At 72.0% G+C, this 16232-nt stretch carries 9 protein-coding genes, 1 tRNA gene and 1 pseudogene; 7 read left to right on the top strand and 4 right to left on the bottom strand.

Features of this window, described 5'->3' with window-relative positions; translation table 11 throughout:
• Positions 1-611 precede the first annotated feature (611 nt).
• The 4 genes from ACPU2J_RS22970 to ACPU2J_RS22985 all read left to right on the top strand — a co-directional run bounded on the left by ACPU2J_RS22970 (position 612) and on the right by ACPU2J_RS22985 (position 6786).
• On the top strand, positions 612-1796 hold the full coding sequence (locus tag ACPU2J_RS22970) for an FxsB family cyclophane-forming radical SAM/SPASM peptide maturase (RefSeq protein WP_423833909.1): 1185 nt from the start codon (positions 612-614) through the stop codon (positions 1794-1796).
• Positions 1793-3049, top strand: a complete 1257-nt coding sequence (locus ACPU2J_RS22975) for an HEXXH motif domain-containing protein (protein ID WP_423833910.1) — start codon at positions 1793-1795, stop codon at positions 3047-3049. Before ACPU2J_RS22970 ends, ACPU2J_RS22975 begins: the two co-directional genes overlap by 4 nt.
• Positions 3050-3113: 64 nt before the next feature.
• Positions 3114-6149 (top strand): FxSxx-COOH system tetratricopeptide repeat protein, encoded by a 3036-nt coding sequence (fxsT, locus tag ACPU2J_RS22980; protein WP_423833911.1) that lies wholly within the window; start codon positions 3114-3116, stop codon positions 6147-6149.
• A 519-nt stretch (positions 6150-6668) separates the two neighbouring features.
• A tRNA-OTHER gene (locus ACPU2J_RS22985) sits at positions 6669-6786 on the top strand.
• 35 nt (positions 6787-6821) lie between these two features.
• Here the strand turns inward: ACPU2J_RS22985 and ACPU2J_RS22990 are convergent.
• A pseudogene (locus tag ACPU2J_RS22990) lies at positions 6822-7070 on the bottom strand (class IV adenylate cyclase); the annotation flags it as partial.
• A 188-nt stretch (positions 7071-7258) separates the two neighbouring features.
• Between ACPU2J_RS22990 and ACPU2J_RS22995 the strand changes: the two are divergent.
• The 3 genes from ACPU2J_RS22995 to ACPU2J_RS23005 all read left to right on the top strand — a co-directional run bounded on the left by ACPU2J_RS22995 (position 7259) and on the right by ACPU2J_RS23005 (position 9565).
• Complete coding sequence (locus ACPU2J_RS22995) at positions 7259-7900, top strand: HAD family hydrolase (RefSeq protein ID WP_423833912.1); 642 nt, start codon at positions 7259-7261, stop codon at positions 7898-7900.
• Positions 7901-7927: 27 nt separating this feature from the next.
• A complete protein-coding gene (locus ACPU2J_RS23000; RefSeq protein WP_423833913.1) occupies positions 7928-9097 on the top strand; it encodes a helix-turn-helix domain-containing protein in 1170 nt (389 codons plus the stop codon).
• A 237-nt stretch (positions 9098-9334) separates the two neighbouring features.
• A complete protein-coding gene (locus ACPU2J_RS23005; RefSeq protein WP_423833914.1) occupies positions 9335-9565 on the top strand; it encodes a hypothetical protein in 231 nt (76 codons plus the stop codon).
• 293 nt (positions 9566-9858) lie between these two features.
• Here ACPU2J_RS23005 and ACPU2J_RS23010 read toward each other — a convergent pair whose 3' ends face one another.
• The 3 genes from ACPU2J_RS23010 to ACPU2J_RS23020 form a co-directional block, all read right to left on the bottom strand.
• Positions 9859-13794 carry a multifunctional oxoglutarate decarboxylase/oxoglutarate dehydrogenase thiamine pyrophosphate-binding subunit/dihydrolipoyllysine-residue succinyltransferase subunit gene (locus ACPU2J_RS23010; RefSeq protein ID WP_420079624.1) on the bottom strand — a complete coding sequence of 1312 codons (3936 nt, stop codon included), beginning with the start codon at positions 13792-13794 and terminating at the stop codon, positions 9859-9861.
• A gap of 270 nt (positions 13795-14064) precedes the next feature.
• Complete coding sequence (locus ACPU2J_RS23015; protein ID WP_420079623.1) at positions 14065-15150, bottom strand: HAMP domain-containing sensor histidine kinase; 1086 nt, start codon at positions 15148-15150, stop codon at positions 14065-14067.
• Positions 15147-15887: a response regulator transcription factor gene (locus ACPU2J_RS23020; RefSeq protein WP_361591427.1), complete on the bottom strand. Its 741-nt coding sequence runs from the start codon at positions 15885-15887 to the stop codon at positions 15147-15149. Before ACPU2J_RS23020 ends, ACPU2J_RS23015 begins: the two co-directional genes overlap by 4 nt.
• Positions 15888-16232 lie beyond the last annotated feature (345 nt).

Below are 16232 nucleotides of genomic sequence, written 5' to 3' on the forward strand. Positions count from 1 at the left end.
CGCCGCCCCATGGGCTGCGGCGAACACCGGCCCGGCCGAACCGGGTTGACCACTTTCCGCCGTTAGCCGGGACGGTGCCGGGGGCAGGGATGCACCGTTCGCCGGGGCGCCCCCGGCGGAGGCGGGGAGGGAGCGCGGCGATGGGACGACCCACGGACGACGCCCCGCCCCCCTCGCCCGGGCCCCCGCCACGAACCACGACGAGCCGTGAAGAACCCGCCCGGTCCACCCCCGCCGACGGACCACCACCCGAGCCTGCCCCCGGCACCCCGGCCTCGGCGGACTCCGGGCCCAGGCCAGGCCCCGCCCCGGGCCCGGAACCGGCCCCAGGTCCGGCACTCGCCCTCCGCCCGGACTCCGCGCGGAGCCCGGAACCCGCATCCCGCCTTGCGCCCGGGCCCCGGCAGGAACCCGTACCGCGCCCTGCGCCCGGGCGCCGCCCGGAACCGGCCCTCGGCCCGGAGCCCGCCCCCCGCCCGGACTCCGCCCCGCGCCCGCAGGACCCCGGTGGGCTCGCGCGGCACGTTCGGTACGCGCCGTGGCCGTACGCCCGGCTCGACGTCCGCGCCGCGCGGGCGGACGGGCACCGGCCGCGCCCCATCCGCCAGTTCGTGCTCAAGACCCGCAGCCGCTGCAACCTCGCCTGCACCTACTGCTACGTCTACGCCATGGCAGACCAGGGCTGGCGCGGCCAGCCCGCCGCCATGACCGCCGCCACCGCCACCCGCGCCGCCCAGCGCATCGCCGAGCACGCCGCCGCCCACGCACTGACCCGGGTCGACCTGGTCCTGCACGGCGGCGAACCCCTCCTCGCCGCCCCCGCCGACCTCGCCGCCCCCGTACGGGCCGTACGCGCCGCCCTCGCCGCCACGGCCCCGCACACGCGCGTCACCGCCACCGTCCAGACCAACGGCACCCTCCTCACCCGCGGCCGGCTCACCGCCCTGGCCTCCGCCGGCATCCGCGTCGGCGTCAGCCTCGACGGCGGCCTGCCCGCCCACAACGCCCGCCGCGTCGACCACACCGGACGCCCCGGCTTCGGCGCCGCCGCCCGCGGCCTGCGCCTGCTGGCCCGCCACCCCGACAGCTACGCCGGAGTCCTCTGCGTCGTCGACCTCGACCAGGACCCCGTGGAGACCTACGAGTCCCTGCTCGCCTTCGCCCCGCCCGCCCTCGGCCTGCTCCTGCCGCTCGCCAACTGGAGCGCCCCGCCCCCCGGCCACCACCCCGGCCGCACCCCGTACGCCGACTGGCTCCTCGCCGTCTTCGAACGCTGGTGGCACGACGGCGCCCGCCGCACCCGCATCCGGCTCTTCGAGGAGATCATCGCCCTGCTCCTCGGCCTGCCCACCACCACCGAGACCCTCGGGCTCGCGCCCGCCGCCACCGCCGTCATCGAGACCGACGGCTCCATCGAACAGGCCGATTCGCTGAAATCCGCGTACGAGGGGGCCGCCGCCACCGGCATGGCCCTCGACACCCACAGCTTCGACCAGCTCCTCGACCACCCCGGCTTCGCAGCCCGCCAGCTCGGACGCGACGCCCTCGCCCCCGCCTGCCGCGGCTGCGAACTGGTCCAGGTGTGCGGAGGCGGCCACTACCCGCACCGCTACCGCGCCGGCGAGGGCTTCCGCCAGCCGTCCGTGTACTGCGCCGACCTCCAGGTCCTCATCCGGCACGTCGCCACCGCCCTCCGCCGCGCCGCCGACGTCCCGCGCGCCGCCGACGTGCCCCGTGCCGCCGACGTCCGCCACCGGCCCACCGCCGCCGTCCGGCCCCCGGCAGCCGCCTCATGACCGCCGCCCTCACCGCCTTCACCGTCCCCACCCGCACCCTGCGGGCCCTCGCCACCACCGAACCCTGCGCCGAGGGCACCCGCCTGGTCCGCGACGTACGCCGCTCCAAACGCCTGGTCCTCCTGCGCGCGGTCCTCGACGCCGCCCCCGGCGGCCGCTCCGGCGCGACCGCCGACCACTGGGCCCTGCTGGAGGAGGCCGAGCGGCACGACCCCGGCGCCGTCCGCGACGTACTGCACTACCCGGCCACCGGAGTGTGGGCCGAGGAGACCCTGCGCCGTCTGCACGCCCCCTACGGACCCCCGGCCGACCTCGCACACCTCGGGGCCCTCGCCGCGGCCGCCGCCCTGCGCGCCGGCATCTCCTTCACCCACACCCTGCGCCCCCTGCACGGCCGCCTCGTCCTGCCCACCCTCGGCGTGCTGCGCCCCGGCCGCCCCGGCCCGCTGGCCCTCACCGAACGTTCCTGGGACCCCGACGACCCCGCCACCCTCCCCCTGCACGCCCTCCCCGGCGGCCGCACCGCCCTCGACGACCTCGACCCCTACCGGGCCCCCGGACCCGCCCGGCCCGCCCCCCTGCGCCCCGCCCGTCGACTCACCCCCAAGGGACACAAGCGGTGGGACACCCAGTGGTCCGGCGCCCTCACCCTGCTCCGGCGCTACAACACCGCCCGCGCCGAGGAGACCCTCCAACTCCTGCGCTCCGTCGTCCCGCTGGGCGGCGCCTCCCGCTCCCACGGCGCCACCCTCCCCGCGGCCGCCGGCTCCGTACTCGCCCGCACCCAGGCCCCGCCCGCCCTCGCCGCGACCCTCGTCCACGAGGTCCAGCACGGCAAGCTCACCGCCCTCTCCGACGTGCTCACCCTGCACACCGCCGACCGTACGGCCCGCCACTGGGCACCCTGGCGCAGCGACCCCCGCCCCCTCGAAGGCCTCCTCCACGGGACCTACGCCCACCTCGCCCTCGCCGGCTACTGGCAGCGCGCGGCCCTCTACGGCGCCCGCGGGGCCTGGGCCCAGCACGCCCGCATCCGGGCCCAGGTCGCGGCCGTCCTGCCCGCCCTGCATACCGACGAACGACTGACCCCCGCAGGACGGGAGTTCACCGACTCCATGGCCGCCGCCGAGCGCGCCATGGACGAGCTCCCCCCGCCCGGCGACCAGCACGCGGCCGCCCGCCGCGCCGTCGACCGGGAGCGCCGCGCCTGGTGCGAGAAGCACCCCGAACTCGCCCCGTTCACCCAGGTCTGACGGAACGTCCGCTGCGGTACCTTTTCAGTCCCGTCCACCGCCCGCAGCCCAGGGAGACGGCCGCATGACCACCGGTAGCCGGCAGGACCGCGACGCGGCGGCGCAGCAGCCGCAACCACCCCACCAGGCACAGCACCCCCAGCGATTCGTCATCAGCTTCGCCGGGTTCAACCGCCCCTGGGCCGTCTGGATCGCACACCGGCTGGAGGAACACGGCCACCGCGTCGCCCTCCAGCGCTGGGACCCGCAGAACGGCCCCGGCCTCACCCCCGCCCTCGACGACCTCGCCCGCTCCGGCAGCCGGGTCCTCCTCGTCCTCAGCGAACGCTTCTTCTCCGCCGGCACCCACACCGACGAGGAGTGGAACTCCGCCCTGCGCACCGTCACCGACGACCACCCGGACCGCTTCGCCGCCGTCTGCCTCACCGACGCCCCCCTCCCGAGCGCCGTCGCCGCACTGGAGAAGACCGACCTGTGGGGCCTGGACGCCTACGAAGCCGAATACCGCGTCCTGCGCCGCCTCGAACTCCCCACCGACCGCATCGGTACCGAAACCGGCCGACGCGGACCCCGCTTCCCCAACGACCCGCCCGAGATCTGGGGCCGCGTACCCCGCCGCAACCCGCGCTTCACCGGCCGCAACGACGTCATCGGCACCCTGCGCCAGGCCCTCGCCGAAGCCCCGTCCGGCGCCTCCACCGTCACCCTTCTCGGACTCTCCGGCGTCGGCAAGACCCAGGTCGCCACCGAATACGCCTACCGCTTCGCCTCCGAGTACGACGTTGTCTGGTGGGTCCCCGCCGAGGACCGGCCCACCCTCCGCGAACGCCTCGCCGACCTCGCCCCCGCCCTCGGACTGCCCCGCGGCGCCGGAAGCTACGGAGAGCAGATCCGGGCCGTCCTCGAAGCGCTGCGCCGCGGCACCCCGTACGGCCGCTGGCTGATGGTCTTCGACGGCTGCGACAACCCCGACGACCTCATCGACCTGCTGCCCTCCGGCGGCGCCGGCGACGTCATCATCACCTCCCGCAACCGCGAATGGGCCGCCCGCCACACCAGCCTCGTCGAGGTCCCCCTCTACGCCCGCCCCGAATCCATCACCTTCATCCGCCGCCGCGCCCTGCGCCTCACCGCCGCCGAGGCCGACCGGCTCGCCGAAGCCCTGGAGGACTACCCGCTCGCCCTCGACCAGACCGCCGGCTGGCTCGCCGACTCACCCCTGCCCGTCGGCGACTACCTCGCCCTGCTCCAGCGCCGCATGGACTCCCACGGGGCCGTCACCCTCTCCGAGGACTACCCGCTGCCCTTCCCCACGGCCCTCGCCATACTGCTCAACAACGTCCGCGAGAACTTCCCCGACGCCCTCGCCCTGTTGCGCCTGTTCGTCTTCTTCGCGCCCGGCCCCGTACCGCTGCGGCTGCTGCGCGAATTCCCCGCCGACGACGTACCCGAACAGCTCGCCGGGCTCATCAACGACCAGATCCGGTGGAACGGCGCCCTCAACAAACTCGTCCAGTTCTCCGTCGTACGGCTGGAGTACTCCGACCTCGCGGTGGAGGAAGGCGGAGGCGGACTGGAGACCGTACAACTCCACCGCATGGTCCACGGCATCGTCCGCGACAACCTCTCCGAGGAAGAAGCCGAGCCCCTGGCCCGCGCCGTCCGCCAGGTCCTCGCCGCAGCCGACCCCGGCCGGCCCGCCGACTCCCGCCTGTGGCCCCGCTACGCCGAACTCGTCCCCCACCTCACCACCTCCGGCGTCCTCACCAGCAGCAACCCGCGCATCCAGAACTTCCTGCTGCACTGCCTGCGCTACCTGATCCTCGCCGGCGAATACCGCACCTGCCTGCGGCTCTGCGAGGAGACCGACCAGATCTGGCGCGCCCGGCTCGGCGACGACCACCCCAAGGTGCGCGAGCTCAGCTACCAGTACGGCAACTCGCTGCGCAACCTCGGCCTGTTCCGCCGCGCCGAAGCCCTCACCCGGACCGTCGCCGACCGGCTCACCGGCGAACGCGGCGACCAGGACCTGGAGAGCCTGCGCGCCCGCAGCGCCTACGGCGGCGTCCTGCTGTGCATCGCCAAGTTCGAACCCGCCCGCGAGATCTTCGAACACTGTCTGGGCACCTACCGCGAACTCCTCGGCGAGGACGACTCCACCACCCTCGACGCCCAGAACAACCTCGCCGCCACCTACCGCCTCCTCGGCCGCTACCAGGACGCCTACGACCTCGACCTCGACACCCTGCGCCGCCGCGAACGCGTCCTGATGCCCCTGCACATCTCCACCCTCGCCTCCGGCATCGCCTGCGCCATGGGCCTGCGGCTCATGGGCCGCTACCGCGAGGCCCAGACCCGGCAGGAACAAGGCGTCAAACTCAACACCCAGGTCCTCGGACTCGGCCACCCGCAGACCCTGCGCGCCGAACACAACCTCGGCCTGTGCCTGCGCCGCTCCGGCGACATCCCCGGAGCGGGACTGCGCCTGCGTACCGTCTGGGAACGCGCCACCCGCGTCTTCGGTGTCGACTACCCCTGGACCCTCATGGTCGCCTCCGACTACGCCACCTACCTCAGGGAGTACGGCGACGTCGGCGAGGCCCGCCGCATCTCCGAGGACGTCGTCCGCGGCTACCAGTCGCAGCTCGGCCTCGCCCACCCGTACAGCATCGGCACCGTCGGCAACCTCGGCCTCGTCCTGCGCGCCCAGGGCGAACGCGCCGAAGGCCTCTCCCTCGCCGAACAGGCCCTCGTCGGCATGCGCGGAGCCCTCGGCAGCCGCCACCCCTGGACCCTGGGCTGCGCCCTCAACGCCACCGGCCACCGCAACATCACCGGTCGGCTGGAGGACGCCCTCGACCTCAGCCGGGACACCCTGCGCACCGCCGAACGGGTCCTCGGCCCCGACCACCCGATGACCCTGAGCGCGCAGATCGCCCTGGCCGCGGACCTGCGGTCCGTACGGGAGGACACGGAGGCGGGCAAACACGAGGACGCGGGCATCAAGGGCCTCACCCGCACCCTGGGCCCCCAACACGTCCACACGGTCTCGGCGAAACAACGGTCAAGGCCGTACTGGGACTTCGAGCCCCAGCCGTAGGGGGTACGCCAGCACCCGCACCCGGTGCCTTCACCCCCGCGGCCCCATCGCCCCGGGCCGGCGGCTGCCCACCCACCTCCCTGCGTCGGGGTGGTGCGGGGGAGCGGGGGCTTCGGCGGGGCAGGGTCATGGCTGTCCTGGGGGTTTCCCGTCAGTCCCATCGTCTCTCCGTGTCGGGCCGGTCCCTCAAGGGCGCTCCCTCCGGTCGCGTCGCTACGCGATGGCCTGCGGCCACCCTTGACCGACCGTCCCGCCCCGGAAAAACGAGGACAGCCGGGAAACCCCCAAAGGAACGGGCCGGGACAGAAAGAGAGAGACGAGGAAGCGTCCTGCCCGGGCCGAGCCCGGCCCAGGCACGCCCCAGATCGCTACGCGCTCCTGCGAGACAGCGGCCGCCGGCTGACAGGGGCTGACCTCACCCGAGGCGAGGCACGAGCCGTGTCAGGGAAAAGCAGTCGTTTCCCGATGGCGGGCTGCCTACCCTGGGGCGCAGCGGGAGTGCGCACTCCCGCAGGTTGTGGTGCCGTGGCAGAGCGGTCCATTGCGATCGCCGTGGCGGAGGTCCCCCCACGGCGACTGACGGGGACGGGGCGGACCTGCTCCCACCTGTCCGCGGGTTCGAATCCCGTCGGCACCACAACCGGCCCATCACATGTTGCTTTTGGATCGAGTTCATACGTCCAGAACGCCATTGCGGCGCGCCTTCACCGCATCGGTGTACAGCTGGCGTGTCAGATCGGCTTCCCCGATGCCGAGCTCGGCGAGCGTTTCGCGGATGTCTGCAAGCGCTCTTGGCACGTCCTTCTCCTCAACCAGGGTCTCCAGCTCCAGGAACGTCCCATCGAGCTCGGGCACCCGGACGAGGGTGGCGACCATCTCCCTGCCCTGGGCCTCGAAGGCATAGTTCCGGCACCTCTTTTCCAGCACCTCTCAGACCGTACGCCGGGCAGCATGGCGTACCGGTGGACCTCGATGTCGCACATCCCGACACGCTCCGTCATGCGTTCCCCCGAGGTAGAGGGGGCTCACCCGTCCGTGGGTCCGAACAGGCCCTGGGGTACTGACGCGGGGCAGACACCCCTTTCCGACTACGGCCGTACGCTGGCGGGATGATTCGGACCGTGGTTCTGGACATCGGTGAGACCCTCACCCGAGACGATCGCTACTGGGCCGCATGGGCGGACTGGCTGGGCGTGCCCCGGCATACCCTTTCCGCGCTGGTGGGTGCCGTGGTCGTGGACGGGCGGGACAACGCGGATGCGATTCGCCTCCTACGCCCGGGCATCGACATCTCCGCCGAATACGCCGCGCGCGAAGCCGCGGGGCGCGGGGAGCGGCTCGATGAGAGCGACCTCTATGAAGACGTCCGGCCGGCGCTGGCCGCTCTCCGCGCGTCAGGAGTACGAGTCATCGTTGCGGGCAACCAGAGCCCCCTGGCAGGTGACCTGCTGCGCGCGCTGAGCCTGCCTGCCGACCTCGTCGTCACGTCGGGTGAGTGGGGTGTGTCCAAGCCTGCACGAGCCTTCTTCGACCAGGTGCTGGAAGTAGCCGACTGTTTCGCCGAGGAGACCCTCTACGTCGGTGACCACCCGGCCAACGACATCCACCCGGCGCGAGCCGCTGGCCTGCGCACCGCCCACATCCGGCGTGGCCCCTGGGGCCACTGGTGGGCGGACGACCCCGAGGTCCGGGCGGCCGCCGACTGGTCCATCAGTTCCCTCCTGGAACTCCCCGACATCGTGAAGCAGTAGGAACGGGCGGCCCGGTACGGTCCCGGCATGACCGAACACATCGGACAGCGCGTCGCCGCTCTGCGGCGAACCCGGCGCATGACGCAAGCCGACCTCGCTCGCGAAGCACACGTCTCACTCCCGATGGTCAAGGCCTGCGAACGAGGTGTTCGTTCACCTGGCCCGTCCACTCTGGAAGCGATCGCCTCCGCTCTCGGTGTGGATGCCTCCCGCCTGGATCCGTCCTACGTCGGTACCAGCCGCCACGTTCACGCCGCGCTTCCGGCGATCTCCGCAACGATCGCCGGGTACGAATGCGCGGTGGACCCAGCCGACAGGCCACCGGCCCAGTTGCGGAGCGACATCGATGTCGCCGTCGGCCGGCGCCTTGCGGCCCAGTACAGTCTGATCGCGAAAAGTGCTCCCAGCCTCCTCGGCGACGCGCTGGCACACCTGCATTCCGCCCCCGGCGCCCGTGTCCGGGAAGCGGCAGGTCTTGTCGTCGCGGCAGCGAGGACCGCCGATGCGGTGGCCTACAAATTCGGTGCACACGACCTCTCTGCTCGCCTGATCGACGTGATGCGGTGGGCGGCCGCGTACTCCGAGGACGCGGACCTGAACGCTTGCGTGGCCTACGTACGCGCCGAGACCTTCCTGGCCGCCCGTGCCTTCCGGGTGGGCCACCTCTTACTGGAGCAAGCCCTCGATGCGGGCCCTGCACCGAACACTGCTCAGTCGACGGCGACCCTAGGCGCTCTCCACATGAGGACCGCCGTCGTCGCTGCGCGAGCAGGCAGCGCGGACGCCGCGAACAACCATCTGAACGAGGCCCGGACGCTGGCCTCGGGTCTTCCGGAGGGTGTCTACCTCGGCACCTCGTTCGGACCCTCCAGTGTCCGCATCCACGAGGTGGCCGCATCGGTCAGCCTCGGCAAGGGCCACATCGGCCGTGCCCTGGACATCGCCCGTGATTGGAGCCCGGGCCCGGAGATCCCCGCGGAGCGTCGCTCCGGCTTCTGGATCGAGGTGGCGCGTGCACGACTTTGGTCCGGCAACCCGGATGGGGCCTTCAAGTGCCTCAAGGAAGCGCGCAAGCACGCACCCCAACACGTGCGCGAACACCCTTGGGTCCGCGAGGACATCGGGAAGATCCTCCGCCTCAGGCGCGCAAGCGCCGATTCACTGACGTCCTTCGCCGAGTGGATCGGCGCCGTCTGATCAAGCTCTGCAGGGGATACAACCCGTATCCCTTACCGGACTCGCAGCGCCTCACCATCTGTCTGCACACATCGCACCAACAGATGGGAGAGCTCATGACCGAGCACGTCGAACGCCCCAGGCCATGCGCGTGCCCTCCGGCCGACGGGGATCCCCCAGCCGGGCCCAGCAGCGCCCTCCTCGAACGGGCGCGCGTCGGCTGGGAGCGTTTCATCTCCTCCTTCGGAGACCCGTCCGATGACTGACCGGTACGAATACCTGCCCCATCGCCTGCTCCGCGGCCGTGTACGAGATGTCGCGTCAGGCATCGAGGGCGAGTTGATGGCCGTGATCAACGAAGACGTCTCGACCACCCCGCGCCCTCGCTGGGTCGAACTCGCCTACGTCCGTGGCCCGTCCGGCCGTGAATTCTCCACAGCGCTCAGCAACATCGAGTCAGCCGAGTTCCACCCGAATCAGCGCACCTGACCACGCGCGTCGGGTCGTCGTCGCCCCTCGCCGCGCTTCAGGTGAGGTCAGCGCCTGTCAGCCGGCGGCCGCTGTCTCGCCGGAACGCGAAGCGACGCGACGAAGGAGCGCCCTTGAGGGGCCGGCCCGCCACGGAGAGACGAGGGGACTGACGGGAAACCCCCAGGGCTGCTGTGATTCCGCCGCGGAGGCTCCAGCTCCCCGAAGCCCCCACAGCCGGAAGGCCCGGCCCCCCCGAGGGGGGCCGGGCCTTCCGTGTGCTGCCGCCGCCGCTACGGGGCTCAGCGGGGTGATCAGGCCTCGAAGACCTCGTTGATCAGCTGCTGCTGCTCCGCCTGGTGGCGCTTCGCGGAGCCCACCGCCGGGGACGAGCCGTGCGGGCGGGAGATGCGCCGCAGGCGCTCGCCGGCCGGGACGTCCGCGCCGACCGCGAGGTCGAGGTGGTCGATCAGGTTCAGGGCGATGAACGGCCACGCGCCCTGGTTCGCCGGCTCCTCCTGCGCCCAGATGTACTTGGCCGCGTTCGGGAACTTGGCGATCTCCGCCTGGAGCTCGGCACCCGCGAGCGGGTACAGGCGCTCGATGCGGATGATGGCGGTGTCCGTGATGCCGCGCTTCTCGCGCTCGGCCTCCAGGTCGTAGTAGACCTTGCCGGCGCAGAAGACGACCTTGCGGACGGCGTTCGCGTCCACCGTGGTGTCACCGATGACCGGACGGAACGAACCGCTCGTGAACTCCTCCGCCTTCGACGCCGCGGCCTTCAGACGCAGCATCGACTTCGGGGTGAAGACGATGAGCGGCTTGTGGTGCGGGTTGTGGACCTGCCAGCGCAGCAGGTGGAAGTAGTTCGACGGGAGGGTGGGCATGGCCACCGTCATGTTGTCCTGTGCGCACATCTGGAGGAAGCGCTCGGGACGGGCGGACGAGTGGTCCGGGCCCTGGCCCTCGTAGCCGTGCGGGAGGAGCAGGGTGACGCCGGAGGTCTGGCCCCACTTCTGCTCGGCCGAGGAGATGAACTCGTCGACGACGGTCTGCGCGCCGTTGACGAAGTCACCGAACTGGGCCTCCCAGAGGACCAGCGCGTCCGGACGGGCCAGGGAGTAGCCGTACTCGAAGCCCATGGCCGCGTACTCGGAGAGCAGCGAGTCGTAGACGTTGTAGCGGGCCTGGTCCTCGGACAGGTAGAGCAGCGGGGTGTAGTCCTCGCCGGTCTCCCGGTCGATGAGGACCGCGTGGCGCTGGCCGAAGGTGCCGCGGCGGGAGTCCTGGCCGGACAGCCGGACCGGGGTGCCCTCCATCAGCAGCGAGCCGAAGGCGAGGGTCTCGCCCATGCCCCAGTCGATGGTGCCCTCGTCGATCATCGCCGCGCGGCGCTGCAGCTGGGGCAGCAGGCGCGGGTGGACGGTGACGCCCTCGGGGATGGTGACCTGGGACTCGGCGATCCGCTTGACGACGTCCTGGGAGATCGCCGTGTCGACCGCGACGGGGAACTCCTGCGCGGTCTGCGCGGGCGCGACCGGAGCGCCGGCGGCCGGGGCGGTGGCGGCCTCGCGGACCTCCGCGAAGACCTTCTCCAGCTGGCCCTGGAAGTCCTGGAGCGCCTGCTCGGCCTCTTCCAGGGTGATGTCGCCACGACCGATGAGGGACTCGGTGTAGAGCTTGCGCACCGAGCGCTTCTTGTCGATCAGGTCGTACATCAGCGGCTGGGTGAAGGCCGGGTTGTCGGACTCGTTGTGGCCGCGGCGGCGGTAGCAGATGAGGTCGATGACCACGTCCTTGTTGAACGCCTGGCGGAACTCGAAGGCGAGCCGCGCGACGCGGACGACGGCCTCCGGGTCGTCGCCGTTCACGTGGAAGATCGGCGCCTCGATCATGCGGGCCACGTCGGTCGCGTACATCGAGGAACGCGAGGACTCCGGGGCGGCGGTGAAGCCGACCTGGTTGTTGATGACCACGTGCACGGTGCCGCCGGTGCGGTAGCCGCGCAGCTGCGACATGTTCAGCGTCTCGGCGACGACGCCCTGGCCGGCGAAGGCCGCGTCGCCGTGGAGGGCGAGCGGGAGGACGGTGAAGTCCGTGCCGCCCTTGTTGATGACGTCCTGCTTGGCGCGGGCGACACCCTCCAGGACCGGGTCGACCGCCTCCAGGTGGGAGGGGTTGGCGACGAGCGAGACCTTGATCTGCTCGCCGTCGAGGCCGGTGAAGGTGCCCTCGGCGCCCAGGTGGTACTTGACGTCGCCGGAGCCGTGCATGGACTTCGGGTCGAGGTTGCCCTCGAACTCGCGGAAGATCTGCGCGTAGGACTTGCCGACGATGTTCGCGAGGACGTTCAGGCGGCCGCGGTGGGCCATGCCGATGACGACCTCTTCGAGGCGGGCCTCGGCGGCGGAGTCGATGACGGCGTCGAGCAGCGGGATGACGGACTCGCCGCCCTCCAGGGAGAAGCGCTTCTGGCCGACGTACTTCGTCTGCAGGAAGGTCTCGAAGGCCTCTGCGGCGTTCAGGCGGCGCAGGATGCGCAGCTGCTCCTCGCGCTCCGGCTTGGTGTGCGGGCGCTCGATGCGGTCCTGGATCCAGCGGCGCTGCTTCGGGTCCTGGATGTGCATGAACTCGACGCCGGTGGTGCGGCAGTACGAGTCGCGCAGGACGCCGAGGATGTCGCGCAGCTTCATCATCGACTTGCCGGAGAAGCCGCCGACGGCGAACTCGCGCTCCAGGTCCCACAGGGTGAGGCCGTGCTCGGTGATGTCGAGGTCGGGGTGCTTGCGCTGCTTGTACTCCAGCGGGTCGGTGTCGGCCATGACGTGGCCGCGGACCCGGTAGGAGTGGATCAGCTCGAAGACGCGGGCGGCCTTCGTGACGTCGTCGTCGTGGCTGGCGTCGATGTCGCGGTTCCAGCGGACGGGCTCGTACGGGATGCGCAGCGACTCGAAGACGGAGTCGTAGAAGCCGTTCTCGCCGAGCAGCAGGTTCGCGACGATGCGCAGGAACTCGCCGGAGGCGGCGCCCTGGATGACCCGGTGGTCGTAGGTCGAGGTCAGGGTCATGACCTTGGAGATGCCCAGCTTGTTCAGGGTGTCCTGGGAGGTGCCCTGGAACTCGGCGGGGTAGTCCATGGAGCCGACGCCCATGATGACCGACTGTCCGGGCATCAGGCGGGGCACGGAGTGCACGGTGCCGAGGCCGCCGGGGTTGGTCAGGGAGACGGTGACGCCGGTGAAGTCGTCCATCGTCAGCTTGCCGACGCGGGCGCGGCGGACGATGTCCTCGTAGGCCTGCCAGAACTCGAAGAAGTTCAGGGTCTCGGCCTTCTTGATGCCGGCGACGACGAGCTGGCGGTCGCCGTTGGCCTTGACCAGGTCGATGGCGAGGCCGAAGTTCACGTGGTCGGGCTTGACCAGGGTGGGCTTGCCGTCCTTCTCCGCGAAGGAGTAGTTCATCGACGGCATGGCCTTGATCGCCTGCACCATCGCGTAGCCGATGAGGTGCGTGAAGGAGATCTTCCCGCCCCGGGCGCGCTTGAGGTGGTTGTTGATGACGATGCGGTTGTCGAACAGCAGCTTCACCGGGACGGCGCGGACGGACGTGGCCGTCGGGACGTCGAGGGAGGCGTTCATGTTCTTGGCGACGGCAGCCGCCGGGCCGCGGAGCGTCACCAGCTCGGGCCCGGCGGGGGCCTCGGTGGCGGGCGCGGCCTGACGAGGGGGTGCGGCGTTGGCCGCTCCGGTGGAGCCGCCGCTTGCGGCGGGGGAGGCGGAGGCGGGCGCGGCCGGGGCCTGGGAGGTGACAGTCACAGCAGGGGCACCAGAGGGGGTGGCAGGAGCAGGGGAGGTTGCTGACGCGGGCGGAGTCGGCGCGGCGGGCGCAGGCGCGGAGGCGGCGCCTGCCGCTCCGGCGGGGCCGTGGCCCGTACCGGGGCTCGCCGCCCCCGTGGCGGCGTCGGCGGTCTGCGGGGATCCGGCGGCGGTGGTGGCGGCCTGTGCGGAGGCGCCGTCCGTCGTCGGGTGCTTCTCGGGACCGTCCGACTTCACCGGAGCGGCAGCGCCCCCCGGCTTGTAGTCGGCGAAGAAGTCCCACCAGGCCCGGTCGACCGACTGCGGGTCCTGGAGGTACTGCTGGTAGATCTCGTCGACGAGCCACTCATTCGCGCCGAAGCCTGAGGCAGGGTTCTTCCCGCCCTCTGCTGCTTCGGTCGTGGTGCTCGGGTTACTGGGGGACTGTGGCGACACGGCGGCAACCGCCCTCTTCCGCTTCACAAGGTATGGACAGCGGGGATAAAGGCTACGCCTCCTGGACCGTGAGATGCAGACCGGGCGGGAGATCCGTCGCGCAGGTCACATCGAACGGCGGGTTTCGCCACCTGGAATGGCGGGAAACACGTGTGGTTCGGGTAGGCGGCAGCGAGGTTGCGGCCCCCTGGCTTCGCACCCCTGACGGACCCCGGGTACGTGTGGCCGAGATCATGTCCTTCCCAGTCGAACCCTACGTCAACGTGGTGCCTACGAGCTGCCCGGAAGCGTGACGAGGATGCGGCAGCCGCGTGACGATTCGGCCACTCCGATCCGGCCTCCGTGCAGCTCCACGGCCCAGCGGGCGATCGCGAGGCCCAGCCCGGTGCCGCCGTCGCCGCTGCGGGCACTGCCCCGGTTGAAGCGCTCGAAGACCCGGTGGCGCTCGTCCTCGGGGATCCCGGGCCCCTCGTCGCGGACCTCCAGCGCCAGGCTGCCGGGGCCGTCCCCGGCCCGTGCCCGGACGGTGACCCGGCCGTGCGGGGGGCTGTGCTTGACCGCGTTGTCGATCAGGTTCGCGACCACCTGGTGCAGCCGCTCCGCGTCCGCGTACGCGCACAGCTCGGGCGGGAAGACGTCCAGGTGCAGGTGCACGTCGTTGCGGGTGTGGCCGCCCGACCCCGACAGCAGGCCCGGCCGGCCGGCGGCGGCCAGACCCGATTCCTTCAGCACCCCGGACAGGTACGGCCAGACCTCGAAGCGGCGGGCCTTCAGCGGGACCACGCCGTTGTCGACCCGGGACAGGTCCAGCAGGGTCTCCACGAGCCGGCCGAGACGCTCGGTCTGCTTCAGCATGGTGCGCATGGTCTCGGGGTCGGCGGCGGAGACCCCGTCGACGACGTTCTCCAGCACCGCGCGCAGGGCGGCGATCGGGGTGCGCAGCTCGTGCGAGACGTTCGCGACCAGCTCCTTGCGGTGCCGGTCGACGGCCTCCAGGTCGTCCGCCATCAGATTGATCGTGGAGGCGAGGTCGCCCAGCTCGTCGCGGCGCCCGGCGCCCCGCACCCGGCGGGTGTAGTCGCCGTGGGATATGGCCCGGGCCACCCGGGTCATGTCGTCCAGGGGCGAGGTGAGGCTGTGAGCCACGAACTGGGTGATCAGCATCGACGCGATCACCGAGAACACCGTGATGAAGCGCAGCTCGGTGTCGGTGCGCAGGGCGACCAGCAGCAGGCCGGTGGTGATGAAGACCGAGACGACGACGAGCGTGCCCAGCTTGGTCTTGATCGAGAACGGGGAGAAGGGCCGCAGCCCTCCGGTAGGCCGCTGCCGCTGCCCCGTCGGGGTGCCGTTCACGGCTGGGCCGGGGTCTCCAGGGCGTACCCGACGCCGTGGACCGTACGGATCCGCTCCGCTCCGATCTTCCGCCGCAGGGCCTTGATGTGGCTGTCGACCGTACGGGTCCCGGAGGCGTCGGCCCAGTCCCAGACCTCGGCGAGGAGCTGCTCGCGGGAGAGCACCGCCCGCGGGGTCCCGGCCAGGCACACCAGCAGGTCGAACTCGGTCGGGGTCAGGTGCACGTCCTCGGCCTGGACCCGCACCCGGCGCTGCGCGTGGTCGATCTCCAGGTCGCCCAGGCGCAGGGTGGCCCCGCGCGGGGTGTGGGCGGCGATCGTGGCCCGCTCCACCCGGCGCAGCAGCACGTGGACCCGGGCGGCCAGCTCGCGCATCGAGAACGGCTTCGTCATGTAGTCGTCGGCGCCCACGCCCAGCCCGACCAGCATGTCGGTCTCGTCGTCCCGCGCGGTGAGCATCAGGACCGGGACGGGGCGCTGCGCCTGGACCCGGCGGCAGACCTCCAGCCCGTCGAAGCCCGGCAGCATGACGTCGAGGACGAGCAGCTCGGGCAGCCAGCTCTCGGCCGCGGCGACGGCGGCGGGGCCGTCGGTGGCCGTCTGCACCTGGAAGCCCTCCGCGCGCAGGCGTGCCGCGATGGCCTCGGCGATGGTGCGGTCGTCCTCGACGACGAGCACACGCCGCTGGGCGCCGGGGGTCGCCGCGGCGCCGTTGTGGGTGGTGTGTGTCTGTTCCATGTCCGCCCCTGAAGATCCCGCTGAATGGGGTGCAGCGTAGAGGAGGCTCCGGCCTGCGGCTACGTGGGGTTCGGACACGGCATATGCGCTGGACCGCAGGAAATGGAACGGGTTGTACCGGGTGTCGGGTCCGCTGGGGGACCGGTGTCCGGCGCGGGCGGCGGTCCACCCTTGGCACCGTGCTGACCTGCTGCGCAGCCTCGTACGGGCTGGTGGGCGGGCCGGTCCGGGACGGCCCCGCGGACCCGGCGGGAGGACGGGGAGTGAGCTCGGGGGCCCGGTCCGTGACCGTGCGGGAGGACGCGTCGGCGGGTGTCGTTCGGCACATCGGGCGCGGGCCGGCGC

Origin of the sequence: Streptomyces manipurensis (assembly GCF_049570255.1) — a bacterium.
Classification (GTDB): Bacteria; Actinomycetota; Actinomycetes; order Streptomycetales; family Streptomycetaceae; genus Streptomyces; species Streptomyces manipurensis.